Origin of the sequence: Austwickia chelonae NBRC 105200, from assembly GCF_000298175.1 — a bacterium.
GTDB classification, from domain to species: domain Bacteria; phylum Actinomycetota; class Actinomycetes; order Actinomycetales; family Dermatophilaceae; genus Austwickia; species Austwickia chelonae.
Genome location: NZ_BAGZ01000002.1, coordinates 131,456 through 154,932 on the forward strand (window position 1 = coordinate 131,456; position 23,477 = coordinate 154,932).

Below are 23,477 nucleotides of genomic sequence, written 5' to 3' on the forward strand. Positions count from 1 at the left end.
GCGTCTCCCGCCTCGCTCACACGGTGAGGACGATCTTGCCGAAAGACTCGCCGGACGCTAGACGCTCGAAGCCGCGGCGGGCGTCGGCCAGCGGCATGACGTCGTCGATCGGGAGTTGCAGGTCGTGGCGGGTGGCGAGGGCGACGAGGCGCTCCAGCTCTTGGCGGTTGCCCATCGTCGAGCCGATGACCCGCAACTGGCGGAAGAAGATCTTCGTCAGCTCCGACTTGGGCGGCGCGTCACCGCTGGTGGCACCGGAGATCACGATCGTCCCGCCGGGGCGCAGCACGTTCACCGAATGCGACCAGGTCGCCGCACCGACGGTCTCCATGACGGCGTCGACCTTCTCGGGCAGCCTGGCGCCGGATTCGAAGGCGGCCTCGGCTCCGAGCTCGATCGCCTGTTCGCGTTTCCTGGCCGAACGACTGGTCACCCAGATTCGCAGACCGGCGGCGACTCCCAGCCGGATGCAGGCGGTGGCCACTCCCCCGCCCGCTCCTTGGACGAGCACCAGGGAACCCGGGGTGACCTCGGCGTTGGTGAAGAGCATCCGGTAGGCGGTCAACCATGCGGTGGGCAGTGCCGCCGCGACCTCCCAGCTCATCCCGGCCGGTTTGGGTACCAGGTTCGCGTCGGGGACCAGGACCTTCTCCGCGAAGGTGCCCTGGTGCACCTCGGAGAAGAGGGATCGACGCGGGTCGAGGGTCTCGTCACCGGACCAGCCCGGGGAAGGGATGACCCCGTGCAGGATCACCTCCCGTCCGTCCGGGGTGACCCCGGCACCGTCGCAACCCAGGATCATCGGCAGCCGTTCCGCAGGCAGTCCGACACCTTGCAAGGACCACAGGTCGTGTCGGTTCACGGTGGCTGCGCGGAGGTCGACCACCGTCCATCCGGGGCGCGGTTCCGGGTCCGGACGTTCCCCGACGACGAGACCGGACAGGGGGTCGGTGGGGGACTGACTGGCGCAGTAGACGGCGAGCATGGGTCGACACTATCGAGTGGGGGAACTTCTGCGACGGAAGGGACGACGCACCGGGAGGCGCCTGCCTGCGACCGCGGTTCGGGGAGCCCTCCGGCGGGGATAGGCTAGAGCGGCAATCCGCAGGGCAGCAAGGGAGGCATTCGTGCTGACGCAGTCGCCGACGAGCCGAGCGCGCCTGCGCCGTTGGTTCTGGGCCGCGATGGACATGTTGATGTGGGTCGTGGCCGTTTTCGCCACGGCCTACCTTCGCTACGACGTCCTCAACGGGCAGGTGGCTCCGGCCAGCCTGTTCGGGATCACCCTGACCCTGGCCCTGGGATGCGCGCTGTGCCAGCTCGCAGTCGGCACCTTGCTCGGCCCGTACCGGGTCAGCCACACCCGAGGCTCCTACGAGGAGACCTTCGACCTGATGCGGTCGATGTTCATCACGATCATCGTCGCCAGCATCGTCGTCTTCTTCCTGTGGCATCCCGACCACCTGCCGCGTGCCACGCCAGCCCAGGGCGGCGGATTCGCGATGCTGGGCGGTTTCGGGATGAGGCTCTTCTTCCGGATCTTCCGCACCCACGAGTTGCGTGAACGGACCGACGCCGAGGAACGCGCCGTGATCTACGGCGCAGGGGACACCGGTCGGCGTCTGGTGAAGAGCGCGCTGCGGGAGCAGGAAGCCCGCATCCTGCCGGTGGCCATGCTCGACGACACCCGGGAACGCCAGCGCCTGCGTATCGAAGGGGTGCCCGTCCGGGGGACGAAGAACGACATCGTCCAGGTCGCCGAGTCCACCAAGGCGACCATGCTGATCGTCGCCGCACCTCATGCCACTGCCGCCGACCTGCGGGTTCTCTCCGAGGGCGCCAACGAGGCCGGTCTGAAGGTCAAGATCCTGCCCTCGCTCTCCGACGTCCTGGACCCGAGCTCGACCGCCGAGGGCGGCGTCCGTGACCTGAGGGATCTCGACCTGACCGATCTGCTCAGCCGTCCGCCGGTACAACTGGACACCACGGCCATCGCCGCGCAGATCCAGGGGCGTCGGGTGTTGGTCACCGGGGCCGGTGGTTCCATCGGCTCGGAGCTGTGCCGTCAGATCGCCAAGTTCTCCCCCGAGCGGCTCTTCCTGCTGGACCGGGACGAGTCCGGGCTGCAGGCCACCCAGATGAGCCTGACCGGTCAGGGGCTGCTCGACAGCGACGACCTCCTCCTGGCCGACATCCGCGACCCGGAGGGTCTGCGCCTGGTCTTCGAGCAGGCCCGTCCCCAGGTCGTCTTCCATGCCGCGGCGCTCAAGCATCTCCCCTTGTTGGAGAGCTTCCCTCTCGAGGCGTGGAAGACCAATGTGCGCGGCACGTTGAACGTCCTGGAAGCTGCGGCCGGAATCGGTGTGGAGACCTTCGTCAACGTGTCCACCGACAAGGCCGCGGACCCGACCTCGACCCTGGGTTACAGCAAACGGTGCACCGAGCGGCTCACCTCGCATTTCGCGCGCAACCGGCCCGGCAGGTTCGTCTCGGTCCGTTTCGGGAATGTGCTCGGGTCGCGGGGGTCGATGCTGCATGCCTTCACCGCCCAGATCAAGGCCGGTGGTCCGGTCACCGTCACCCACCCGGACGTGCGTCGTTATTTCATGTTGATCCCCGAGGCCTGTCAGCTCGTGCTGGAGGCCGGGACCATCGGCAATGATGGCGAGGTCATGGTCCTGGAGATGGGTGAGCAGGTCAAGATCGTCGAAGTCGCCCGTAACCTCATCCGCATGTCGGGCAAGAAGGACATCGAGATCATCTTCACCGGGTTGCGTCCCGGCGAGAAACTCGGTGAGGACCTCTTCTCCGACGAGGAGGGTCGGCGGGCCACCGCGCACCCGTTGGTGGATGCCGTCGACGTCCCCGCCCTGGACCCCATGCTCGTTCTGGGAACGGCCTTGTCCGACCCGGTATCGGCCTACGAATGGATGCGTGGCGCCGCCCTCGGCTCAGATGCCGATCATGTGATTCCTGCGACGGGCTGCCGCCCGGTCTCCACCAGCGGCACCCCCCTGGACGGAGGGAAGAAGGCCGTCGACGGCCCGCGACCCGATGTCGAGGCCACCGCACCCTGAACCACCCTGCTAAGGAGAAGCGCTCTGATGACCAGCCTGTCCGGCGCGACCGTCGCCATCACGGGCGGAACCGGTTCCTTCGGTTCCACGATGGCCCGCCGCCTGCTCGAGGACGACATCGCCGCGGTGCATATCTTCAGCCGTGACGAGGCGAAACAGCACGAGATGCGTCTGCGTTTCGGCGACTCCCGTCTCCGTTTCTTCCTGGGCGACGTCCGGGACGCCGAGAGCGTGGCCAAGGCCTTCGTCGGCGCCGACTACGTCTTCCACGCCGCGGCGCTGAAGCAGGTGCCCAGCTGTGAGTTCTTCCCCCAGCAGGCGGTGAAGACGAATGTCCTGGGCAGCCACAATGTCATCGAGCAGGCAGCGGCCTCCGGGGTCCGTTCCGTGGTCTGCCTGTCGACCGACAAGGCGGTCTACCCGGTCAACGCGATGGGCATGACCAAGGCGCTCATGGAGAAGACCGCGCAGGCTTTCGCCCGGCAGCAGCCGAACAGCCCCACCACCATCTCGGTGACCCGTTACGGCAATGTCATGTACAGCAGGGGAAGTGTCATCCCGCTGTTCGTCCAGCAGGTCATGGCCGGCATCCCGATGACCATCACCGAGCCCAGCATGACCCGGTTCCTCATGTCCTTGGAGGAGTCGGTCGACCTGGTTACCTACGCCTTCCAGCACGCCGAGCCGGGCGACCTCTTCGTCCGTAAGGCACCGGCCTGCACGGTGGAGATCCTGGCTCGGGCCGTCGCCGACCTGCTGGGTCGTCCCGAGCACCCCATCTCGGTGATCGGTTCGCGGCACGGCGAGAAGCTCCACGAGACGTTGCTTTCCCGGGAGGAGATGGTCAAGTCCGAGGACCGGGGCGACTACTACCGGGTTCCGGTCGACGCCCGGTCGATGCAGTACGAGCAGTACTTCGAAGAGGGCACCCAGGAGATCGCCCGGATCGGGGACTACACCTCGGAGAACACCGAGCGTCTCGACCTGGCCGGGACGAAGGAGCTGCTGATGATGCTCCCGGAGATCCAGGCCCTGGTCGAGGGGACCCGATGAAGGTCGTCGTCACCGGGGCGGCAGGATTCCTCGGCTGGCACACCAGGGCCCGGCTGTCGACCCTCGCCTCGGTGGGCACGGTCGTGGGAATCGACCGGACGGCCTTTGCGACCGCCGCGCTGGAGGATGCGGTGGCGGACGCCGATGTCGTCCTGCACATCGCCGGGATCAACCGTGCCTCGCAGGAGGAGGTCAGGGAGGGGAATATCGCTCTGGCCGAGCGGCTCGTCGAGGCGATGACCCGCACCGGATCCCGGGCCCGCATCGTGGTGGCCGGTTCCCTCCAGGCCGATGGCACCGGACCGGACGAGACCCCGTACGGGGTCGGTAAGCGGGTCGCCGCCGAACGGCTGGCCGCCTTCGCCGAAGAGCAGGGATCGTCCTGTGTGGAGGTACGGCTGCCGAATCTGTATGGCGAGCACGGCCGTCCGGAGTACAACAGCTTCGTCGCGACTTTCGCCCACCGGATCGCCGCCGGACAGACCCCGCAGGTCACCGGGGACAGGGAGATCCCCCTCCTGCACGTGCAGGACGCCGTGGCGGATCTGCTCGCCGCGGCTTTCGAAGCCGACCCGCCGGTGCTGCTCCGTCCTACCGCGGTGGTGCCGCTGCGGATCTCCTGGGTCGCCGACCGGCTCGCGTCCTTCCACGACTGTTATCGCGTCGGGCAGATCCCGACGTTGACCGATGCCGTGGACGTCCGCCTGTTCAACGTCCTGCGTGCCGCGATGTGGGATCAGGGCGTCCGGTCCTTCCCGCTGACCGCACACACCGACGCCCGGGGGTCTTTCGTCGAGATTCTGCGCCAGCACGGCGGGGCCGGGCAGAGTTCCTTCTCCACGACCGTTCCCGGCGTGACCCGTGGCGACCATCTGCACTTCCGCAAGATCGAGCGTTTCGTGGTGGTGCGAGGCCGGGGCGTCATCCGACTGCGCAAGGTACTGACCGACGAAGTCGTGGAGATCCCGGTCGGCGGAGATGCTCCGGTGGCCGTGGACATGCCGACCTTGTGGACGCATTCGATCACCAATACCGGCGACGAGGAGATGCTCACTCTCTTCTGGATCAACGAGATGTACGATCCGGCAGATGCCGACACCTACCCGGAGAAGGTGCTGCCGTCGCAGGTCACCGGGATGGCCTCGAGAGAAGGAGAGCAGTCATGACGAAGGTGATGACCGTCGTGGGCACCCGCCCGGAGATCATCCGTCTGTCCCGGGTCATGGCCCGACTCGACGAGACCGTCGAGCACGTCCTGGTCCACACGGGTCAGAACTATGACTACGAGCTGAACGGGATCTTCTTCGAGGAGATGGGGATCCGTAAACCGGACCGGTTCCTCGAGGTCGACACCAGTTCACTGGGCGCGGTTCTCGGCGGGGTGCTGACGAAGGTCGAGCAGGCCATCCTCGAGGAGTCCCCCGACGCCTTGCTGGTGTTGGGCGACACCAACTCCTGTATCGCCGCGGTGATGGCACGGCGGATGCGGGTTCCGGTCTACCACATGGAAGCCGGCAACCGCTGCTTCGACCTGAATGTGCCCGAGGAGACCAATCGGCGGATGGTCGACCATGTCTCCGACTACAACCTGGTGTACACCGAGCACGCCCGCCGGAATCTGCTCGCCGAGGGCATGCATCCCCGTCGTATCCTGCTCACCGGGTCACCGATGAAGGAGGTCCTGGACCATCACGCCGCCCAGTTCGCCGCCTCCACCGTGCTGGCCGACCTGGGCCTGACTCGACGCGAGTTCCTGCTGGTCAGTGCGCACCGGGAGGAGAACGTCGATTCGCCGGCACGGCTCGAGGCACTTCTGGACTGTCTCGAAGCAGCCCAAAGGGCGTACGACATGCCGATGTTGGTCTCCACTCATCCCCGTACCCGTAAGAGGTTGGACGCCCTGGTGGCGGACACCGGACGCGCGCTGCCGGAGGGCGTCCTCTTCCACGCACCGCTCGGCTTCGTCGACTACGTGCGTCTGCAGCAGGAAGCACTGTGTGTCCTTTCCGACTCGGGCACCATCAGCGAGGAGTCGTCCGTCCTGGGATTCCCTGCGGTGACCCTGCGTGACTCCATCGAACGTCCCGAAGCTCTGGACACCGGTGCCATCGTGATGACCGGGTTGGATCCGCAGAACGTGGTGGAAGGCATCCGCACCGTACTCGCGGGTCGCGACGACCGGGGCGATGTCCACCCGGTGCTCCCCGCCGACTACGCCATCGACAACTGTTCACAACGCGCGGTGAACTTCATCCTGTCGACCCACCGTCGGCACGAACAGTGGTCGGGGATCCGTACGCCGTGACCGTGAACTCCCCTGCGGGGTCGGCGGAGGAGGAGCGCCGTCCCCCGGCGACGATCGGTGTGCGCGAACGGCTCCACCGGATCGTCTCCCCCGTGTGGTCGGCCGGCCCGGCGATGATCGTGGTCGCCGGCTTGCTGCTGACCTGGATCAGTCAGATCTCCTTGCGGGTCAAGGGGATCTGGCTGGCCCCGATCGGGCTGCTCCTCGTCGCGGTCTTCGTGGTCACGGCCGCCTGTCTGTGGCGTCTGCCCTGGTGGCGTTCACGTTCGGTACTGCTGTGGGCGGCTTTCTGGGTGACCTGGGCCGTCGGGGCCGCCATCACCTGGAACACCCAGCCCGGAGCGACCGGGAAAGCCGCCCGCGGTGAGATCTCGCTGATGGCCGCATCCGCCGCGGTGACCGGGGCGATGATCCTGCTCTCCAGGGGGACGCTCGCCGGCCAGTACGGTTTCCGAACCCTGTGGGTTCTGGTGCTGGCCACCACTGCCCCGGTGGCCGTCATGGAGATCCTGTACGACGAACACATCGTCGTGACCCGCTGGATCGAGTGGTACTTCCAGCCTCATATCCCGGCCGGGACCTTCTCCAATCCCAATAACTACGCCTGTGTACTCGTCGCTGTCACCGGAACCCTGTTGGCCTGGTCCCTGGACCGGGTCCCTCGATGGGTCAGCGTGGTCTTCCTGACCACGGCCGCAGCCACCACCTGGTTGATCTGGAGCACCTTGAGCCGGGGCGCGGTCGGTGCGGTGGCCCTTCAACTGTCGGTCGTCGCGGTCGGTGTTGCCGCCCGGCGTGGATGGTGGGCTGCGGTGCGTCGTTCCCGGGCGGCCCGGTGGATCGCCGCGGGGTTCTCGGTCGTCCTCGGTGCGATGATCGCGGCGGCCTTCCTCGTCCCCGCTCTCGCCGCCCGGAACCCTCTCCTCCGGGCGCCGAAAGCCGGCGAGGAGGAATCCGACGGGCTGCGGATCAATCTGATCCGGGCCGGGCTGCGGTACTGGGAGAGCAGCCCCTGGTTCGGGACCGGTCCGGGAACCTTCGAGTACCGGTTGGGGGAGGAAAAACCTCCGGGGATCGAGGACCTGACGATCAACGCCCACAACGGCTTCATCGAGATCCTCAGCCAGTACGGGTTGTTCGTGACCGTGCCCTTCGCTGCGCTCCTGGTGTACAGCTGCCGGCATACCGTCGGCCTCCGTGGCCCGGTGGACGCCGGAGTCATCTCCCGACGGGTTGAACTCGCCTGTCTGCTGATCGCCTTCACCGTGACCGGAGTCGTGGTGAGTTCGTCCTTGGCCCTGCCGATGTGGTTCGTCATGCTGGCCCATGTCGTCGTGCTCGGGTGGCGTGCCGAAACAGAGCAGCCGGACGAATCGCAGGTCGTCGACGACAACGACATATCTCGTCAGACAGAACGGACTGGCATTTCTGGCTGAGGAGCCGGTTAAGATGGGAGCGCGAAAGGGAGTAGTCCCCCGCGTCCCCATCGACATACTGGTCCCGGTTCTTCTCGGTACCCGGTGAGGGCGGTCACCGCTCGGCAGACCCCGAGTCCGATCGGTGGCGGACGAGACTTTCGGCCGAAAGCGCAACCGTGCACACGCTAGCGTCGGCCGAGGCTCCCTTGTGCGGTTCCTCCGGTCGGTGCCTGACCGAGAGCCCCGCCCATGTACGCCTTCCTCCTGTCCACAGCGGTGATCTTCGCCGCCGAGCTCGGTGACAAGAGCCAGTTGATGGCCATGACCTTCGCCGCCCGATACCGTCCACGGGATGTCCTGATCGGTATCACCGCGGCCACCGCACTGGTACACCTGGCCTCCGTCGGCCTGGGACGGGTCGTCGGGAACGCCTTCGCAGACCGACAATGGATCGTCTCCGTCGTCGCGGGGCTGTCCTTCCTCGCCTTCGCCGCCTGGACCCTGCGCGGTGACGAACTCACCGATGCCGAAGCCGACAAGGCGCGGCACAGCACCGGCGCCGCCATTGTCGCCGTCGGTGTCGCCTTCTTCCTCGCCGAACTGGGCGACAAGACCATGTTGGCCACCATCGCCCTGGCCACCAAGGAGGACTGGTTCGGCACCTGGGTCGGCAGCACCCTGGGCATGGTCGCCGCCGATGCCCTGGCCATCGTCGTAGGTGCGGTGCTGGGCCGGAAACTTCCCGAGAAGGTCATCAAGATCGGCGCGGCAGCGGCCTTCGCGATCTTCGGTCTGCTGCTCATCGCCGAAGGACTCGGCGTCTTCGGTTCCTGAGACGATGGTGGGGTACGTCCGCCGGGCCGCGGCTGTACCCCACCAGATGGATCGCGTTGACTGAGCCGGTCAGTCCTGCGGACGCAGGGTCTCCCCGTCCTGAAGATAGGTGCGGCCGGTCTGCGGGCAACGCCACAGGTCGTCCCCGGCCTCTTCCAACGGAACCCCGGCCTCGCCGACCCAACGGATCCGACGGGCCGGTGTCCCCGCTACGAGAGCATAGGCCGGGACGTCCTTCACCACCGTCGACCCCGCGGCCACCAGAGCCCATTTACCGATCGTCACCGGTGCCACGCACACCGAACGCGCGCCGATCGAGGCGCCGTCCTCGACCGTGACCCCCACGTGCTCCCAGTCGTCCCCTCGCTTCAAGGTGCCGTCCGGGGAGATCGACCGCGGATAGTGGTCATTCGTGAAGACCACTGCAGGACCCACGAAAACCCCGTCGCCGAGCTTGGCGGGCTCGTAGACCAGGGCGTAGTTCTGCAGCTTGCAGTTGTCGCCCATCACGACGCCCGAGCCGACGTAGGCGCCGCGGCCCACGATGCAGTTCTCCCCGAGGACAGCGTCCTCGCGGACCTGGGCCAGGTGCCAGATGGAACTCCCGTCACCGATCTGCGCCTGTTCGGACACATCTGCGGTGTCGATGATACGGACGGACATCAATCCTCCAGAGATAGCCAGGGATGTGGGTCAGGAGCGTCCGAGCAGATCGACGATCCGGTCGGCGAGCTCCTCGTAAGGGGTAGGACGTGATCTGGTGATCTGCGCTTCCTGCGCCAGACGTTCCCGGATGCGATCCATCGGCTCGGGATCGGCGGACCAGGAACGCAGCACCTCGGCGACCCGTTCACCGACCTCGATGTCGGTGCCACCGGCCACGACCGCGCCGGCCTGGCCCTGGGTCACCAGTTCGGCAGGACGGGGCAGATCGGTGGTGATCACCGGCACCCCGCATCCCACATATTCGTACAGTTTGCTCGGCACCGCGTCATTGAAAGCCGGTGTCGGCTCCAGGAGCATCAACCCCACCCAGGCACCTTCGGCACAACGCCAGGCCTCCGCCGGGGGACGACGCCCGTGCAGACACACCCGCCCGGACAGCTCCGGGTCCTGCGCGAGGAGCCTCCGCAGATCTTCCTCGTCGGCCGCTGCGACCGGACCCACCAGGTCAAGTTCCCATCCGGGAGCCCGTCGCACCGCCTCCACCATGGCGAACAGTCCCCGGCTGCGCCGCAGGTCACCGATGTAGAAAGCTCTGGGCACCGCCGACCGTGGGCCCGGTTCGGGCAGCATCGACGTATCCGGCAGGTTCCGGACCACGAGGCGTTGCCGGGCCGTCGGCGGTGGCACGTGCTCGTCGGCGACCACGACCAGGTCGGCGCGTTCGAAGACCCGTAGTCCACTGCGGACCAGAGCCTGACCCACCATCCCGGGGATGCCGCCCCACCGCTTCGCCCAGTCGCGGTCCCCCAGGAGGGCCGCATAGTCCTCGTGAACATCGGCGACCGACCTCCGCCCCCGGACCCGGGCCACCAGACAGGTCGCCAGACCCGAATCCGGGTCCAGAGCGAGGATCACCCGCCCCCGGGCGAGGAAGGGCTGGCGCAGGGCCAACAGGGCGCGAGCGGCCATTCCCGAACGCTGCCAGGTGCGCACCGCTGCCCCCGCAGGACCGTTCGTGGCAGCGCCCAGACCGAGCACCTCCACGGTGAGTCCGCGGGCGCGCAGGGCCGCCACCTCCCGGTGCAGCCGGGCGTCGGCGACATCATGTCCGCTGGTGACGACGGTGACATCGACCGTCGCTGTCCGGAGGGCGTTCACGCCTGCGACTTCTCCTGAGCGGGGCGACGCAACCGCCGGGGGCTGGTCAGGAAGCCGACCCCCCACGACCAGTGCATGGTCGCCAGAGCCACCGGGACCAGGGCCCTCGTACTGGTCTTCTGCCCTTTGCTGATGGCGATCCCGCCGGCGGCGACCGCGGTGAGATAGGCGGCCGGGATCGCCAGCAGAGCGGGACGACGCAGCCCGGCCACCGTGGCCGCAGCCGTGCCCACCACCATCGCCGGAGGTGCCAGGTACCGCGGGTTGATCGTGGCGTGACGGGCCGAGACCACCCGACGCCACCGGCCGTACTCGAAGTACTGGCGGGAGAGCCGGTTCACCGTGGGGCGAGGACGGTAGGTCACCTTCAACTCGGGGGTGAACCAGATCCGGCCCCCGGACTGCCGCAACCGGTGGTTGAGCTCCCAGTCCTGGGCCCGGGTGAAATGGGTGTCGTAACCTCCGGCCTCCAGCAGGGTCTGGCGGCGGAAGACCCCCAGGTAGACCGTCTCGGCCTCCCCCTCACCGCCACCGCAGTGGAAGCGGGCGTTGCCGACGCCCAGCGGGGACTTCATCGCGCAGGCCACCGCCCGTTCGAAGGAAGTGGTGCCCTGGGCGTCCATGATGCCGCCGACGTTGACCGCTCCGGTGCGTTCCAGTTCGGTCACCGCGGTCCGGATGTATCCGTCCGAGAGTTCGGCATGCCCGTCGACCCGGACGATCACCTCGTGCCGGGCTGCGTGCAGGGCAGCGTTCAAACCGTCCGGAGTTCGCCCGCTGGGATTGTCCACCACCCGAACCCGGGGGTCGGCCGCGGACAGCCCCTGCGCTACCTCTGCGGTGGCATCCTGGCTGGGGCCGATGGCCAGCACCACTTCGAGCTCGCCGTCGTATTCCTGGGCCAGGACACGACGCACCGCCTCGGCCAGGTACCTCTCCTCGTTGAGGATGGGCATGATCACGCTGACGCTCGGCCACTCCTCGGCCGATGCGGCCCGTTCCCGGTCGGGATTCGCGTCCCGGGTCAGGCCACCGTCCACAGACATCTCTTCTCCGTCCACGAGAGGGGTACTCGGTGCCCCGAGGGGCGACGAGGTCAGGGAACCGTGCAGATCTCGCTGCCGTCGGTGGGGGTCGGTGCGGGCGAAGAAGTCTTCGCCGATGCGGTGCTCTTCTTGCTGGTGCTCGACGTACGGCCACCGGCTCCAGGTTTCTGAGCTGAGGAACCCTTCGTGCTGGTGGTCGGGGACGAGGAAGCACTGGTGGAAGTGCTCGTCGGGGAGGGCGTCGCCGTGCCCAGGCTCTCGGCCACGGTCGACCGGATCACCTGGGGATCGTAGCTCCACGGTTTGATCAGCGGCGGCGTGAAGTTGATGCTCTTCATCGGGTGCGAGCGGGAGCGCAGAGCCAGGTCGGCGAGTTCACCGAGTTCGGCCTGCGGGATGTCCGTGTTCAGCACCTGCTTGCCCGCCGCGGCCAACTCGCGGAACTTCATCAGGACCTTCTGCGGGTCGACCTGTTTGGTCGCCGCCTGCAGGACACACTTCTGACGGGCCATCCGCTCGTAGTTCGTCGAACCTTCACGGGATCTCGCGTACCACAGGGCGTAGAAGCCGTTGAAGTGTTGTCGACCCGGTTCGATCCACTCGTGGATCTTGGAGGTACCGCCACCGACCGGGGTGCGTTTCTTCACGTCGACCTCGAGGCCACCGATGGCGTCGACCATGGTCTGGAAACCTTGGAGATCGATCAACGCGTAGTACTGGATGTCGAGGCCGGAGAGCGATTCGACGGCTTCCTTCATGGCCAGCGCCCCCGGATCCTTGACGTCCTTGGGGAACCTGTCCTTGCGTTCGGTGGCCCACATGTACAGACCGTTGAGCAGGCACTCGTCGCCGCAGTTCCAACCCTTGGGCATCAAGCGGGCCATGGTCGACCCGGGGCGGAAGTTGATGTTCTCGGTGTCCCGGGCGAAACCGAAGGTGACCGTCTTCCCCGTGTTCCCGTCGATGCTGGCCAGCATGATGGTGTCGGGTCGGTTACCGATCCGCCCGGTACCGGAGTCGCCGCCCAGGAGCAGGATGTTGTACCGGCCCTTGCTACGCCCCTTGCTCTGTCCCCCGTCGAACACCGAGTCGAGGACGGTGCTTCCGGTGTACAAGGTGGAAGCGGCCCAGCCGAGCGGACCCGCGGTGACCACCATACCGATGACGGCCAGGAAGACGACCCCGCGGCGGGTCGAGGCCTTCAACCGCCGGGTGCTGGCCAGGCGGGCGGCGTCGATGAAGGTGACCGCCCACAGGAATCCCAGCACGCCCAGGATCACCGCCAAGGTGATCAACGCCCAGGAACGGGTGGCGAAGGAGAGCACCCAGCTACGTTTGACCACGGCCAGGATGGCCCCGGTCACCACGAGGGCCAGGAAGGTGAACCACAGCCGCATGCCGAACTGGCCCAGGCGCCGGTTGCCTGCGATCAACTGAGCCGAACCGGGCGCGACGAAAGTCATGCCGATCAGGGCATAGGCACGACGGCGACGTAATCGGGGCGGGAGCCGGTCCGGATCCGACAACGTCTGCCGAGCAGGCGCACCCTTCGGGTGAGGACGCGCCGAGGCCGGCGGGCGCCGAGGCGCGACCGGCCGCGGACGCGGTCTGTCGTCGTAATCGTCGGCGTAATCGGAAGGAGACTCCGTCACACGCCGAGACCGATAAGCGTTCGCGCGTGCACCACCGCCGCCACGGACTTCTCGAATGGCGCGACGGGAACCCGTCGAGCCATCGTCGTCCTGGCGGTCACGGTAGGGATCGCGGGAGTTGTACCGACTCATGATCATCCCAGTATCGGGGGAAGGTCTGTGGATTTTATCCACGCCCCCCCTTAATCAGCGTCGACGTCCAAGTTCGCTCACGATCAGGAGAACTCCAGGGAAACTCGAACGTTCTCCATGACATATGGGGTCGGTTGTGCCCTCCGCTGGGTCACTTCGGGAGCCTTCGGCCCCACCTCTTCGGCCGACACAAACGCTATGACAAGCGCACATCAGCAGGTCAGAACCTTTGACACTGCCCCGGCATGCGCCCCGGAAGGCGTTGTGCCCCGCGCGCGCTGGCTGCCCGTCCCTGCGTCGGCCTTCACCTGCCGGCCGGCGCCGAGGAGGAGGAAGGCGGGCCGAGACGAACGTGATATTTCTCTCCCTCCTCGGAGGAAACCACCTCAGAAGGCATACCTTCGCAGGTCAAGCAGCCGTGCGCGGCCGGATCACGGAAGCGAGAAAGGCCAATGGCGGTGATGTCCTCCGCCCGGCACGCGCAGCTGAGGAATCACCGCCCGCTCGAAAAGGTCCAACCCGCTGACGTCATAAGCGGATTCGGGGAAATAACAGATCGCGTACCCCATTCCCTGGGCCTGCAGGCCCTGCAGGGTGTGCACAATCGTCTCCGGAGTGCCCACGAGCGGCTGCCGGATCAGCTCCTCGACAGCACTCAACCCGATCCCCTCGGTGACACCGGCTGCGGTCAGATGGCCGCGGTACCAGTCGACCCGGCGTCGCACATCGTCCTCGTCGAGACCGATCACCACATCGAAGGTCCCCGCCCGCATGATCTCCGCCGGATCTCTATCGACCTCATGACAACGCTGAGCCAAAAGTTCGCTCTGGACGGCGAATTCCTCAGGATCACCGGACAGGTGCACCCCGTCGGCCTCTTCGGCCGCCACTCTCAGCAGGGCCGGTTCCCCCGCACAGGACAGCCACAACGGCAGTCCCCGACCGGTGGCCGCCGCCTGCACCGGCAACGGACGACAGATCCCGCCGTCGGTCCGGTACCTCTCCCCCACGAAATCCAACTCACCGGTGGTCCAGGCCTGACGCATGATCTGCGCCGCTTCCCGCAGGTCAGTCACTTGTTCGGCGAACTCCGGGACCGTCAACCCGTAGGCCCGCCATTCCTCGGGATGGCGGATCGCGCCCAATCCCACGTCCAGTCGCCCCTCGGAGATCACGTCGACCGTGGCGGCCGTCTTCGCCAACACAGCAGGATGGCGACCGGCCAGACAGGAGCCCACCTGCCCCAAGCGGACCCGCACGGTGACCGCGGCAAGAGCCGCCGTCACCGCCCACAGCTCGTGAGTAGCCTCCTCGACCGCCGTCGGAAGGGTCTGCAGATGATCGTGCAACCAGATCCCCGACCAGGCGTCGCCCTCGTCCGCGCGTCGGGCCAGACCGGCCATGACCCCCCAGTGCTGTAGCGGGTCGATACCGGCCAGATCCAAGCGACAACCTTGCGGAACCACCATCCCGAAACGCATCATGCCTCCTGAGATCCGCTGCCCGGCAAGACTATCGAGGGAAAGCTCAGCGCAGACCCGTCATAGGACACGCTACGCGCGCCGCCTCCTCACCGCGCGGACACACCCCGAATCCGTCCCGTCCTGTGCCGTCCTGTGCCGTCCGGTCCCGGAAGGAACCCACCGCCGGGCACCCCTCAGCGACACCCCTCACGCAACCGCCGCCCCTTCTCCCGGGCCACCCGTTCCAACTCGCCCTGGAAGGCCACCATCCGTTCGCGGACCTGCACGTCCTGCGCCGCCGTCCCCGACCCCACGATCCGAGCCGCCAACAACCCCGCGTTCCGGGCCCCGCCGATCGACACCGTCGCCACCGGAACCCCGGCAGGCATCTGCACAATGGACAACAAGGAATCCATCCCGTCCAGCCTGGCCAACGGAACCGGCACCCCGATCACCGGCAGAGGCGTCACCGCGGCCAACATCCCCGGAAGATGCGCCGCCCCGCCCGCTCCGGCGACGATCACCCGCAGACCACGACCGGCCGCCTCCTGCCCGTAGGCGATCATCGCCGTCGGCATCCGATGAGCCGAGACCACATCGGCCTCGTACCCGATCCCGAACTCGTCCAACGCCCGGGCCGCCTCCTCCATCACCGGCCAGTCGCTGTCACTGCCCATCACGATCCCGACGACAGGTCCACCACTCATCAGACATCCCTCCGTACGTTCTTCCCCGACCGACACCGCGAAACCCGCCTCACTCGGTGACCACACCCGACACGAACTCCGTGGCATGACGTGCCCGATCACGCAGATCCGCCAGGTCGTCACCGCAGACGGTCACATGGCCGATCTTGCGCCCCGGACGAACCTCCTTGCCGTAGAAATGCACCCGTAACCCCGGATCCCGGGCCAGCAGATGCCGGTAGGTCGAGTACAACTCCGGGTAGTCGCCCCCGAGCACATTGCCCATCACCGTCCACCGGGCACGAGGCCGCGGATCCCCCAGAGGCAGATCCAGGACAGCCCGCAGATGCTGTTCGAACTGACTCGTCACCGCCCCCTCGATCGTCCAATGGCCACTGTTGTGCGGACGCATCGCCAACTCGTTGACCACGAACCGAGGACGGTCCTCCCCAGGACCGGCAGCCAACTCGAACATCTCCACCGCCAACACCCCGGTGACCCCCAACTCGCCGGCGATCCGCAGAGCATCCCTGGTCGCCGCACCGGCGATCTCCTCCGACAGCCCGGGAGCCGGAGCCAGGACCTCCGCGCACACCCCGTCCACCTGCACCGTCTCCACCACCGGCCACGCCGACGCCTGCCCGGACGGGCTCCGCGCCACCGACACCGCCAACTCCCGGACGAAGTCGACCTTCTCCTCCACCAACAGTCCGTCGGCGAAAGCCGGACGAGGCGACCCCACCCCCTCCGTAGAGGACGACTCCACCGCAGCCCGGTCGCGGGCCACCGCCGCCAGCCACGGCTCGACGTCCGCCGCGCACGAGGCGACCAGGACCCCCTTGCCGTCATAGCCGCCGCGCGGAGCCTTCACCACCAGCGGCCAGCCCACCTCCGCTCCGAAAGCAGCCACTTCCTCCGCCGACACCACCTGCGCCCACCGCGGACAGGGCACCCCCAGATCGGTCAACCGGCGGCGCATCAGCAGCTTGTCCTGCGCGAAGACCAATGCCCGCGGCGACGGTTGCAGGTCGACCCCGTCGGCTTCCAGAGCCGCCAGCACCCCGGTCGGCACCTGCTCGTGGTCGAAGGTCACCACGTCACAGCGGCGGGCGAACTCCCGCACCGCAGCCAGATCGTCATGGCCGCCCACCGGGGCAGACGGGACCACCAGTGCGGCCGAGGCCTGCCCGTCCTCCACCAACACCGACAACTGGACGCCCAATGCCACCGCCGGCGGTTGACACATCCGGGCGAGTTGACCGCCGCCGATCACACCGACCACCGGAAAACCACCAGGAGCGCGCACCACATCAGTCACGCAGGCCAGGCTAGTCGTTCACCAGCTCAGCAGCGATGTCGTGCCATCGGGGCCGCCCCCGGTCAGCCCACCACCGAAGGCTGCGCGCCCCCGTCCGTACCCGGCTCCACCGCCGACAGGAAGAGCGCGAAGACCACCGGATACCCCTGGACCAGCTCCAACCGGCCCCCGTGGCTCTCCGCGAGATCGCGGGCCAGACCCAGACCAAGACCGGTGCTCTTCGTGGACACACTGCGTTCGAAGATGTGCGGAGCCAGCTCCGGAGACACCCCTGGCCCCTGGTCGGAGACCTCGATCACCCCCGAGGGCCCCGAACGCCGGGCATCGATCCGGACCAGGCCCCTGCCGTGCACCAACGAGTTCTCGATCAAGGTGGACAGGATCTGCGCCAAGGCGACCTGACTGGTCACCAACCTGAGCCCTCGCTCCCCGCTGACCCGGACCGTGCGCTGCGCCGCCTCGAAGGCCGGCATCCACTCCCGTTGCAGACGCGCCAGCACCGCGTCCAAGGACGTGGGTGCCGTCATCGAGGTCGGCGTGTGCCCCCGCGACCGCGCCAACAGCGCGTCGACCGTGGCATTCAACCGTTCCACCTGCTCGATGGCGATATTCGCCTCCTCCTGGGCGACCGTGACGTCATCGGTCAGCGAGATCTCCTCCAGCCGCATCAGCAGAGCGGTCAACGGGGTCCGCAGCTGATGGGAGGCGTCCGAGGCGAAATCCCGTTCCACCGACAGCGAGGTCAACAACTGCTGCGCGCTGCGGGAGAGGACGTCCGAGACCCGGTCGATCTCCTCGATCCCCGACTGGATCCGCTCGTACCGGGCATCGCCCGACCCCAGACGTTCGGCCTGATCGGTCAACCGTTGCAGGGGCTCGACGAAGCGGTCCGCCTGACGGATCGACAGCCACAGCCCGATGGCACTGGCCAGGACGGCCAAGGACAGACCGGCCGAGAACAGCCACCACGGATTGTGCCCCCACTGGCTGACGCCGCAACGACCGGCGTGCTCCTCGTGCCAGCGGACGAAGAGCACCGTCAGGACCGACACCGGGACGAAGAAGACGACCAGGCCGACGAGCCCGGCCCAGATCGTCGACCGCACCAGCATCCGGCGCACCGGTCAGCTCGTTCCGTCGGCGCGTTCGAAGCGGAAACCCACCCCTCGTACGGTGGTGATGTACCGGGGGCGGGCCGCGTCGTCGCCCAGTTTGCGACGCAGGACCGACACGTGCATGTCCAAGGTCTTCGTCGACCCGAACCACTGGGTCTCCCAGACCTCCCGCATCAGCTGTTCCCGGGAGACCACCTTGCCCTGCTCCCGTACCAACACCCGCAGCAGATCGAACTCCTTGGCCGTGAGCTGGAGTTCCTCGTCGTTCATGTAGGCGCGGCGGGCCTGGGCGTCGATCCGGATACCGCCCTCGTCCTCGCCCGCCGATCCGGGGGTCCGCCGCAGCAGGGCACGCACCCGAGCCAGTAGTTCGGCCAGGCGGAAAGGTTTGGTGACGTAGTCGTCGGCCCCGGCGTCGAGGCCCACCACGGTGTCCACCTCGTCCGCCCGGGCGGTGAGGATCAGGATGGGAGCGGTCCGCCCTTCGCCACGTAGTCGTCGGCAGACCTCCAGACCGTCCATGGTCGGCAATCCCAGGTCGAGGATCACCAGGTCAGGGTTGTCCTGCGCGGCTGCGAGCGCACGCAGCCCGTCGTCGGAGACCGTGACGGTGTAACCCTCACGGCGCAGGGCTCGGGCAAGAGGTTCGCTGATCGCCGGATCGTCCTCGGCCAGCAGAACTCTGATCATGGCGTCATATTAGGGTCCGAAAGGGCTCCGGGCAGGGTGACCTGACCGGAGAGTTGGACACGAATCACACTGTGAGCAGCGCGAAGTCGGGCAAGGATCAATATCCGGGCCAGCGTGGCTCACGTTTCTCGACGAAAGCGGCCACCCCTTCGGCCCGGTCGGCGCTGAAGGCTGTCGCCCGCCAGCAGGCGTCCTCGATCTCCAGGCCGGAACGCAGGTCGACGTCCGCCCCCAATCGCATCGCCCGTTTGGCCTGTCGTAAACCGACCGGGCTGTGCGCGGCGATCCGATCGGCCAGTTCCAGGGCCTGTTCCCGGGCCTGCCCGGCCGGGGCCAGCAGGTCGACCAGCCCGTACCCGGCGGCTTCGGCAGCGGTCATCCGGTGCGCGGTGAAGATCAGTCGGGCGGCTTTCGACCAGCCGACACGGCGGGTGAGCAGCTGGGTGCCTCCCCCACCGGGGATGACCCCTACCGAGACCTCCGGCAGGCCCAGGGTGGCTTCGGCGCCGGCGACGATCAGGTCGCAGGCGAGCGCCAGCTCGTATCCGCCGCCCAAGGCGAAACCGTCCACTGCGGCCACGGCCGGTATCGGCAGGTCCAGGATCCCGGTGTACGCCGCTCGGGTCGTCGGCCGTTGTGCGAACAGGTCGGCGTCGGAGAAGGTCTGTCGTTCTTTGAGGTCGGCGCCTACGCAGAAGGCGCGGGGGTGGCTGCTGGTCAGTACGACGCAGGAGATGCTGCGGTCCTGGGTGAGTTCTGCCGCGGCCTGGGCGATGGCTCGTGCCATCGCTGTCGACACCGCGTTCATCGCGTCGGGCCGGTTCAGCACCAGTTCGGCCACCCGGTGCTGAGGGCCGTGGTGGCGCACGGTCACCAGCTGGTCGTGCTCTGTCATGACGGGCCTCCACGGGGTGGGTGCGGAAGGGTGTGGCGCAGGTGGGGTACCGGTGAGCGGTCCGGGCGTGGGGGTCCTTCCCGGCCGGGGCGTATCGCATAGGCCCGGGTGGGTCCGAAGCCGCGAAGTTCCCGGGCCCGTAGCGCGGCCAGTCGGATCCCGCGGTGTTCTTGGAGCCGTTCGCCGGACTGCACGTCGGCCAGGGCTGTTCCCGGCCGGGCCAGGCCGGTCAGTCGGGAGGCCCGGTTGACGGTGATGCCGTAGAGGTCGCCCAGTCGGGCCGTGACGGGGCCGGTGGCCAGGCCGGCTCGTAGGGGTGGCATGTCGCCTTGTTTCGCGTGGACGTCGATGAGGGTCAGGGCGATTCCGGCTGCGGCGTCGGGGGAGGTGCAGCAGAAGAGGATCTCGTCGCCGACCGTCTTGACGAGTCGTCCGCCGTAGGCAGCGACGGTGTCCGAGGCGGCTGCCTCGAAACGTTGCACCAGTGAGCCGAGTTCGCGTTCGTCGAGCCGGTGGACGACTCGGGTGAATCCGACCATGTCGGCGAATCCGACGGTCATCTCCATGGCGTCGTTCTCGCGGAGTTCGTCGGCCTGGGTGCTCAGTTGGGAGACGGTGGCTGCGAGATGGCGGCGCCAGGCGTAGATCAGCAGGGGTTCGAGCTCGTCGGCCAGTTCGCCGGCCAGGGCGGTCGTGGCCGGGTCTCCGGGACATGGCGGGCCTGCCGGTGTGTCGCAGGTCCGGTCGGGGTTCTCGGGGGCGGCCATCTCTCGGATCAGTTGGGTCTGCCATGCGGTCAGTCGGTCCGCGCTGCGTCCGATGGCCCGGGTCATCCCGAGGGCGCGTTCCTCGTCGAGGACGCCGCGGTGGATCAGGCCGACGATCTGGGTGAGGGCGTCGACGTCGGCGTCGGTGAAGACGGCTTCGGCGTCACCGACGCGGGGGAAGCCCAGTGCGTGCCAGAAACGTCGCGCCGTCGGTAGCGGGATGCCTGCGGCTGCGCAGACGTCGTCGCGAGCGTATCTGGGCGGACGGCCGGGGTCGCCTCCGGGCGGGGCCGGTGTCGGCACCGCCGCGGAGGGTTCTCGGGGCGTGGATGCGCTCCCGGCGCCGCTGCCGGTGGTCATGGGCCGATCATGCCTGATCCTCCTCCGTTCCGGGGCGAACGTGGACGACGTCTCCGGCGGCGAAGGTGCGGCGGCCGTCGGCGGTGTCCACGACGATTTCTCCGCCGTCGGCGACGTCGACCCCTTGTCCTCGCACTACCAGGTCACCGGGCAGGTGTACGTCGATCGCGGCGCCGAGGGTCGAGCAGCACTGTCGGTAGGCCGAGCGCAGCCGTTCGAGGTCTTCTCCTCCTCGGGCCCATTGGGCGTGTCGCGCGGCGAAGGCGCGGGCGATCGCGATGACGACGTCCCCGCCTCCGGGGAGTTCGCCGTCCGGTCCGCTCAGTCCGGCCAGGGCCAGGGAGGTCGCGGTGGGGACGGGTAGTTCGTCCTGGGTGAGGGCGATGTTGACCCCGATCCCGGCGACCACCAGTGGTGCTCCGCCGGTGGCGGGGGCGGGAACCGTCTCGCAGAGGATTCCGCACACCTTGCCGTACTGCCCGTCGTCCAGGCAGATCAGGACATCATTGGGCCATTTCAGGACGAAACGTGCAGGTGCGCCGGTCAGTTCGCCCAAGGCTTCGGCCACGGCCAGTCCGGTCGTCAGCGGCAGCCACCCCCAGCTGCGTGGGTCGTCCGCCAGCGGGACGGTCAGTGACATCGCGACCGAGGCGCCCTCCCGGGACTCCCACACCCGGGTGTAGCGGCCCCGCCCCTGGGTCTGGCGGCGGGTGGTCACCACCCGCCATGGTTGCGGGTCGGCCGCGGAGACCGCATTGGTCGATCCGACTTCCTCGTAACAGTCGACCTGTCGCCACGGGCTCTCGGGTGTGACGAGAGTTGCACGTAAAGGATCTTCGCTCAAAGCCATCGGCATGTTCCCAAGGCTAGGCTCTCGCCCATGAGCGATGTCGCCCACTCCGAGGACCAGCAGGACCTCCCCGACCTGCACACCACGGCAGGCAAACTCGCCGACTTCCACCGGCGTAACGACGAACTGCTGCACGCCGGATCGGCCCGGGCCGTGGAGAAACAACACGCCAAGGGCAAGAAGACCGCGCGGGAACGGATCGAGCAGCTCCTCGACGAGGACAGCTTCGTCGAACTCGACGGTCTGGCCCGTCACCGGTCGACCAACTTCGGGCAGGAACGCAATCGTCCTTACGGGGACGGCGTCATCACCGGATATGGCACCGTCGACCACCGTCCGGTGTGCGTCTTCGCTCAGGATTTCACCGTCTTCGGCGGCTCCCTGGGTGAGGTCTTCGGGGAGAAGATCGTCAAGGTGATGGACCTGGCGTTGAAGATCGGCTGCCCGGTCATCGGGATCAACGACTCCGGTGGTGCCCGCATCCAGGAGGGGGTCGCCTCGCTGGCGATGTACGGCGAGATCTTCCGCCGGAACGTGCGGGCCTCCGGCGTGGTCCCGCAGATCAGCCTGATCATGGGGCCGTGCGCGGGTGGCGCCGTCTATTCCCCGGCGATCACCGATTTCATCGTCATGGTCGACCAGACCTCGCACATGTTCATCACCGGCCCGGATGTCATCAAGACGGTCACCGGTGAGGACGTGGCCTTCGAGGATCTCGGTGGCGCGCAGGCGCACAACACGAAGTCCGGTGCGGCCCACTACGCGGCGTCCGACGAGGACGATGCCATCGAGTACGTGCGTGAGCTGTTGTCCTACCTGCCGCAGAACAACCTGGAGGAACCGGTCGTCTACGGTTTCGACCCCGTCCCCGAGGTGACCCCGCAGGACGAGGAGCTGAACACCTTCATCCCGGATTCGCCGAACACTCCGTACGACATGCACACCGTCATCGAGACCGTTCTCGACGACGGGGCTTTCACGGAAGTCCACGCCCTGTTCGCGCCGAACATCATCTGCGGGTTCGGTCGGGTCGAAGGACGCAGTGTCGGCGTGGTCGCGAACCAGCCCATGCAGTTCGCGGGCACCTTGGACATCGATGCCTCGGAGAAGGCCGCCCGGTTCGTCCGTACCTGTGACGCCTTCCATGTCCCCGTGCTGACCTTCGTCGACGTGCCCGGGTTCCTGCCCGGCACCGACCAGGAGTGGAATGGCATCATCCGTCGGGGTGCGAAGTTGATCTACGCCTACGCGGAGGCGACCGTGCCGCTGGTCACCGTCATCACCCGTAAGGCCTACGGTGGCGCCTACGACGTGATGGGTTCGAAGCATCTGGGAGCGGATGTGAACCTCGCCTGGCCGACCGCGCAGATCGCGGTGATGGGCGCCCAGGGCGCGGTCAACATCCTGTACCGCAAGCAGCTCGCCGAGGCTGCCGCGCAGGGGCGGGACGTGGAGGCCGCCCGCCGGGAGTTCATCGAGCAGTACGAGACGACCCTGGCGAATCCGTACACCGCGGCGGAGCGCGGTTATATCGACGCGGTCATCGAACCCGCACAGACCCGGGTCCAGGTCGTGAAGGCCTTGCGCGCCTTGCGTTCCAAGCAGGAGAAGCTGCCGGCGAAGAAGCACGGGAACATCCCGTTGTGAGCGTCCGCGCCGACCGGTCGGAGAGGACGGCCGGTCGGTGTCGGCCACGAATCGAAGGTGGAGGGATCAGGATGGGCGACGACGGGACGAGGACGGACGAGGTCTCTTTCCTGCGGGTGGAACGGGGCCGTCCCACCGAGGAGGAGCTCGCGGCGGTGGCCGTGGTGCTGGCCGCGGTGGCCGGGGGCGCGGCCCAGGAGTCTCCGCTGGCCCGTCGGGGTTGGTCCCATCGGGCCAGGACGTTCAACACCGGAGCGGTGCGGGGGTCCGGTTGGGGTGGGACGAGCTGATTCCCCTCCGGGAGCGCGACGCGCTGATCTGCATGAAGTCCGCTGTGCGACAGTC

21 protein-coding genes are annotated in these 23,477 nt (G+C 67.7%); 8 read left to right on the forward strand and 13 right to left on the reverse strand.

Annotated features, from left to right (window positions below; genetic code table 11):
* Nucleotides 1-16 precede the first annotated feature (16 nt).
* A complete protein-coding gene (locus tag AUCHE_RS01560; RefSeq protein WP_006501498.1) occupies nt 17-985 on the reverse strand; it encodes a zinc-binding dehydrogenase in 969 nt (322 codons plus the stop codon).
* A gap of 142 nt (nt 986-1,127) precedes the next feature.
* Here AUCHE_RS01560 and AUCHE_RS01565 point away from each other — a divergent pair, with 142 nt between their 5' ends.
* The 6 genes from AUCHE_RS01565 (at nt 1,128) to AUCHE_RS01590 (ending at nt 8,687) form a co-directional block, all read left to right on the forward strand.
* A complete protein-coding gene (locus AUCHE_RS01565) occupies nt 1,128-3,077 on the forward strand; it encodes a polysaccharide biosynthesis protein (protein WP_006501499.1) in 1,950 nt (649 codons plus the stop codon).
* Nucleotides 3,078-3,104: 27 nt separating this feature from the next.
* Nucleotides 3,105-4,130 (forward strand): polysaccharide biosynthesis protein, encoded by a 1,026-nt coding sequence (locus AUCHE_RS01570; RefSeq protein WP_006501500.1) that lies wholly within the window; start codon nt 3,105-3,107, stop codon nt 4,128-4,130.
* Nucleotides 4,127-5,296 (forward strand): polysaccharide biosynthesis C-terminal domain-containing protein, encoded by a 1,170-nt coding sequence (locus AUCHE_RS01575; RefSeq protein ID WP_006501501.1) that lies wholly within the window; start codon nt 4,127-4,129, stop codon nt 5,294-5,296. The genes AUCHE_RS01570 and AUCHE_RS01575 overlap by 4 nt, the downstream gene beginning before the upstream one ends.
* A complete protein-coding gene (gene wecB / locus AUCHE_RS01580) occupies nt 5,293-6,435 on the forward strand; it encodes a non-hydrolyzing UDP-N-acetylglucosamine 2-epimerase (RefSeq protein ID WP_006501502.1) in 1,143 nt (380 codons plus the stop codon). Before AUCHE_RS01575 ends, wecB begins: the two co-directional genes overlap by 4 nt.
* Nucleotides 6,432-7,871, forward strand: a complete 1,440-nt coding sequence (locus AUCHE_RS01585; RefSeq protein WP_006501503.1) for an O-antigen ligase family protein — start codon at nt 6,432-6,434, stop codon at nt 7,869-7,871. Before wecB ends, AUCHE_RS01585 begins: the two co-directional genes overlap by 4 nt.
* Nucleotides 7,872-8,102: 231 nt before the next feature.
* Entirely contained in the window at nt 8,103-8,687 is a 585-nt protein-coding gene (locus AUCHE_RS01590; protein ID WP_006501504.1) for a TMEM165/GDT1 family protein, read from the forward strand.
* A gap of 69 nt (nt 8,688-8,756) precedes the next feature.
* On the opposite strand, the gene AUCHE_RS01595 is transcribed toward AUCHE_RS01590, so the two are convergent.
* The 12 genes from AUCHE_RS01595 to AUCHE_RS01650 all read right to left on the reverse strand — a co-directional run bounded on the left by AUCHE_RS01595 (nt 8,757) and on the right by AUCHE_RS01650 (nt 21,491).
* Nucleotides 8,757-9,350, reverse strand: coding sequence for an acyltransferase (locus AUCHE_RS01595; RefSeq protein ID WP_006501505.1), 594 nt, complete (start codon nt 9,348-9,350; stop codon nt 8,757-8,759).
* 30 nt (nt 9,351-9,380) lie between these two features.
* Nucleotides 9,381-10,511 carry a glycosyltransferase gene (locus AUCHE_RS01600; protein WP_006501506.1) on the reverse strand — a complete coding sequence of 377 codons (1,131 nt, stop codon included), beginning with the start codon at nt 10,509-10,511 and terminating at the stop codon, nt 9,381-9,383.
* The gene (locus tag AUCHE_RS01605) at nt 10,508-11,557 is read right to left on the reverse strand and encodes a glycosyltransferase family 2 protein (RefSeq protein ID WP_081578085.1); all 1,050 of its coding nucleotides are present in this window, start codon (nt 11,555-11,557) and stop codon (nt 10,508-10,510) included. The genes AUCHE_RS01600 and AUCHE_RS01605 overlap by 4 nt, the downstream gene beginning before the upstream one ends.
* A 50-nt stretch (nt 11,558-11,607) precedes the next feature.
* Nucleotides 11,608-13,209: an LCP family protein gene (locus tag AUCHE_RS01610; RefSeq protein ID WP_217994327.1), complete on the reverse strand. Its 1,602-nt coding sequence runs from the start codon at nt 13,207-13,209 to the stop codon at nt 11,608-11,610.
* Nucleotides 13,210-13,772: 563 nt separating this feature from the next.
* A complete protein-coding gene (locus AUCHE_RS01615; protein WP_245706844.1) occupies nt 13,773-14,825 on the reverse strand; it encodes an LLM class flavin-dependent oxidoreductase in 1,053 nt (350 codons plus the stop codon).
* 173 nt (nt 14,826-14,998) lie between these two features.
* Complete coding sequence (gene purE, locus AUCHE_RS01620; RefSeq protein ID WP_040321166.1) at nt 14,999-15,511, reverse strand: 5-(carboxyamino)imidazole ribonucleotide mutase; 513 nt, start codon at nt 15,509-15,511, stop codon at nt 14,999-15,001.
* A gap of 49 nt (nt 15,512-15,560) precedes the next feature.
* On the reverse strand, nt 15,561-16,808 hold the full coding sequence (locus AUCHE_RS01625; RefSeq protein WP_040321127.1) for a 5-(carboxyamino)imidazole ribonucleotide synthase: 1,248 nt from the start codon (nt 16,806-16,808) through the stop codon (nt 15,561-15,563).
* A 62-nt stretch (nt 16,809-16,870) separates the two neighbouring features.
* Nucleotides 16,871-17,920, reverse strand: coding sequence for a sensor histidine kinase (locus AUCHE_RS01630; RefSeq protein WP_143115181.1), 1,050 nt, complete (start codon nt 17,918-17,920; stop codon nt 16,871-16,873).
* 12 nt (nt 17,921-17,932) lie between these two features.
* Nucleotides 17,933-18,613 (reverse strand): response regulator transcription factor, encoded by a 681-nt coding sequence (locus AUCHE_RS01635; RefSeq protein ID WP_006501513.1) that lies wholly within the window; start codon nt 18,611-18,613, stop codon nt 17,933-17,935.
* A 97-nt stretch (nt 18,614-18,710) separates the two neighbouring features.
* On the reverse strand, nt 18,711-19,508 hold the full coding sequence (locus AUCHE_RS01640; RefSeq protein ID WP_006501514.1) for an enoyl-CoA hydratase/isomerase family protein: 798 nt from the start codon (nt 19,506-19,508) through the stop codon (nt 18,711-18,713).
* Complete coding sequence (locus tag AUCHE_RS01645) at nt 19,505-20,635, reverse strand: adenylate/guanylate cyclase domain-containing protein (RefSeq protein ID WP_006501515.1); 1,131 nt, start codon at nt 20,633-20,635, stop codon at nt 19,505-19,507. The genes AUCHE_RS01640 and AUCHE_RS01645 overlap by 4 nt, the downstream gene beginning before the upstream one ends.
* A 7-nt stretch (nt 20,636-20,642) precedes the next feature.
* Nucleotides 20,643-21,491: a biotin--[acetyl-CoA-carboxylase] ligase gene (locus tag AUCHE_RS01650; RefSeq protein ID WP_040321128.1), complete on the reverse strand. Its 849-nt coding sequence runs from the start codon at nt 21,489-21,491 to the stop codon at nt 20,643-20,645.
* Between the two features lie 24 nt (nt 21,492-21,515).
* Between AUCHE_RS01650 and AUCHE_RS01655 the strand changes: the two genes are divergently transcribed.
* A complete protein-coding gene (locus AUCHE_RS01655; RefSeq protein ID WP_006501517.1) occupies nt 21,516-23,132 on the forward strand; it encodes an acyl-CoA carboxylase subunit beta in 1,617 nt (538 codons plus the stop codon).
* A gap of 71 nt (nt 23,133-23,203) precedes the next feature.
* Nucleotides 23,204-23,422, forward strand: coding sequence for an acyl-CoA carboxylase epsilon subunit (locus tag AUCHE_RS01660; protein WP_006501518.1), 219 nt, complete (start codon nt 23,204-23,206; stop codon nt 23,420-23,422).
* Nucleotides 23,423-23,477 lie beyond the last annotated feature (55 nt).

Excerpts from the sequence above, each read along its gene's own strand:
- AUCHE_RS01560 (WP_006501498.1), bottom strand. The coding sequence starts at position 985 with ATGCTCGCCGTCTACTGCGCCAGTCAGTCCCCCACCGACCCCCTGTCC.
- AUCHE_RS01570 (WP_006501500.1), top strand. The coding sequence starts at position 3,105 with ATGACCAGCCTGTCCGGCGCGACCGTCGCCATCACGGGCGGAACCGGT.
- AUCHE_RS01575 (WP_006501501.1), top strand. The coding sequence starts at position 4,127 with ATGAAGGTCGTCGTCACCGGGGCGGCAGGATTCCTCGGCTGGCACACC.
- wecB (WP_006501502.1), top strand. The coding sequence starts at position 5,293 with ATGACGAAGGTGATGACCGTCGTGGGCACCCGCCCGGAGATCATCCGT.
- AUCHE_RS01590 (WP_006501504.1), top strand. The coding sequence starts at position 8,103 with ATGTACGCCTTCCTCCTGTCCACAGCGGTGATCTTCGCCGCCGAGCTC.
- AUCHE_RS01595 (WP_006501505.1), bottom strand. The coding sequence starts at position 9,350 with ATGTCCGTCCGTATCATCGACACCGCAGATGTGTCCGAACAGGCGCAG.
- AUCHE_RS01605 (WP_081578085.1), bottom strand. The coding sequence starts at position 11,557 with ATGTCTGTGGACGGTGGCCTGACCCGGGACGCGAATCCCGACCGGGAA.
- AUCHE_RS01615 (WP_245706844.1), bottom strand. The coding sequence starts at position 14,825 with ATGATGCGTTTCGGGATGGTGGTTCCGCAAGGTTGTCGCTTGGATCTG.
- purE (WP_040321166.1), bottom strand. The coding sequence starts at position 15,511 with ATGAGTGGTGGACCTGTCGTCGGGATCGTGATGGGCAGTGACAGCGAC.
- AUCHE_RS01630 (WP_143115181.1), bottom strand. The coding sequence starts at position 17,920 with ATGCTGGTGCGGTCGACGATCTGGGCCGGGCTCGTCGGCCTGGTCGTC.
- AUCHE_RS01635 (WP_006501513.1), bottom strand. The coding sequence starts at position 18,613 with ATGATCAGAGTTCTGCTGGCCGAGGACGATCCGGCGATCAGCGAACCT.
- AUCHE_RS01640 (WP_006501514.1), bottom strand. The coding sequence starts at position 19,508 with ATGACAGAGCACGACCAGCTGGTGACCGTGCGCCACCACGGCCCTCAG.
- AUCHE_RS01645 (WP_006501515.1), bottom strand. The coding sequence starts at position 20,635 with ATGACCACCGGCAGCGGCGCCGGGAGCGCATCCACGCCCCGAGAACCC.
- AUCHE_RS01650 (WP_040321128.1), bottom strand. The coding sequence starts at position 21,491 with ATGCCGATGGCTTTGAGCGAAGATCCTTTACGTGCAACTCTCGTCACA.
- AUCHE_RS01655 (WP_006501517.1), top strand. The coding sequence starts at position 21,516 with ATGAGCGATGTCGCCCACTCCGAGGACCAGCAGGACCTCCCCGACCTG.
- AUCHE_RS01660 (WP_006501518.1), top strand. The coding sequence starts at position 23,204 with ATGGGCGACGACGGGACGAGGACGGACGAGGTCTCTTTCCTGCGGGTG.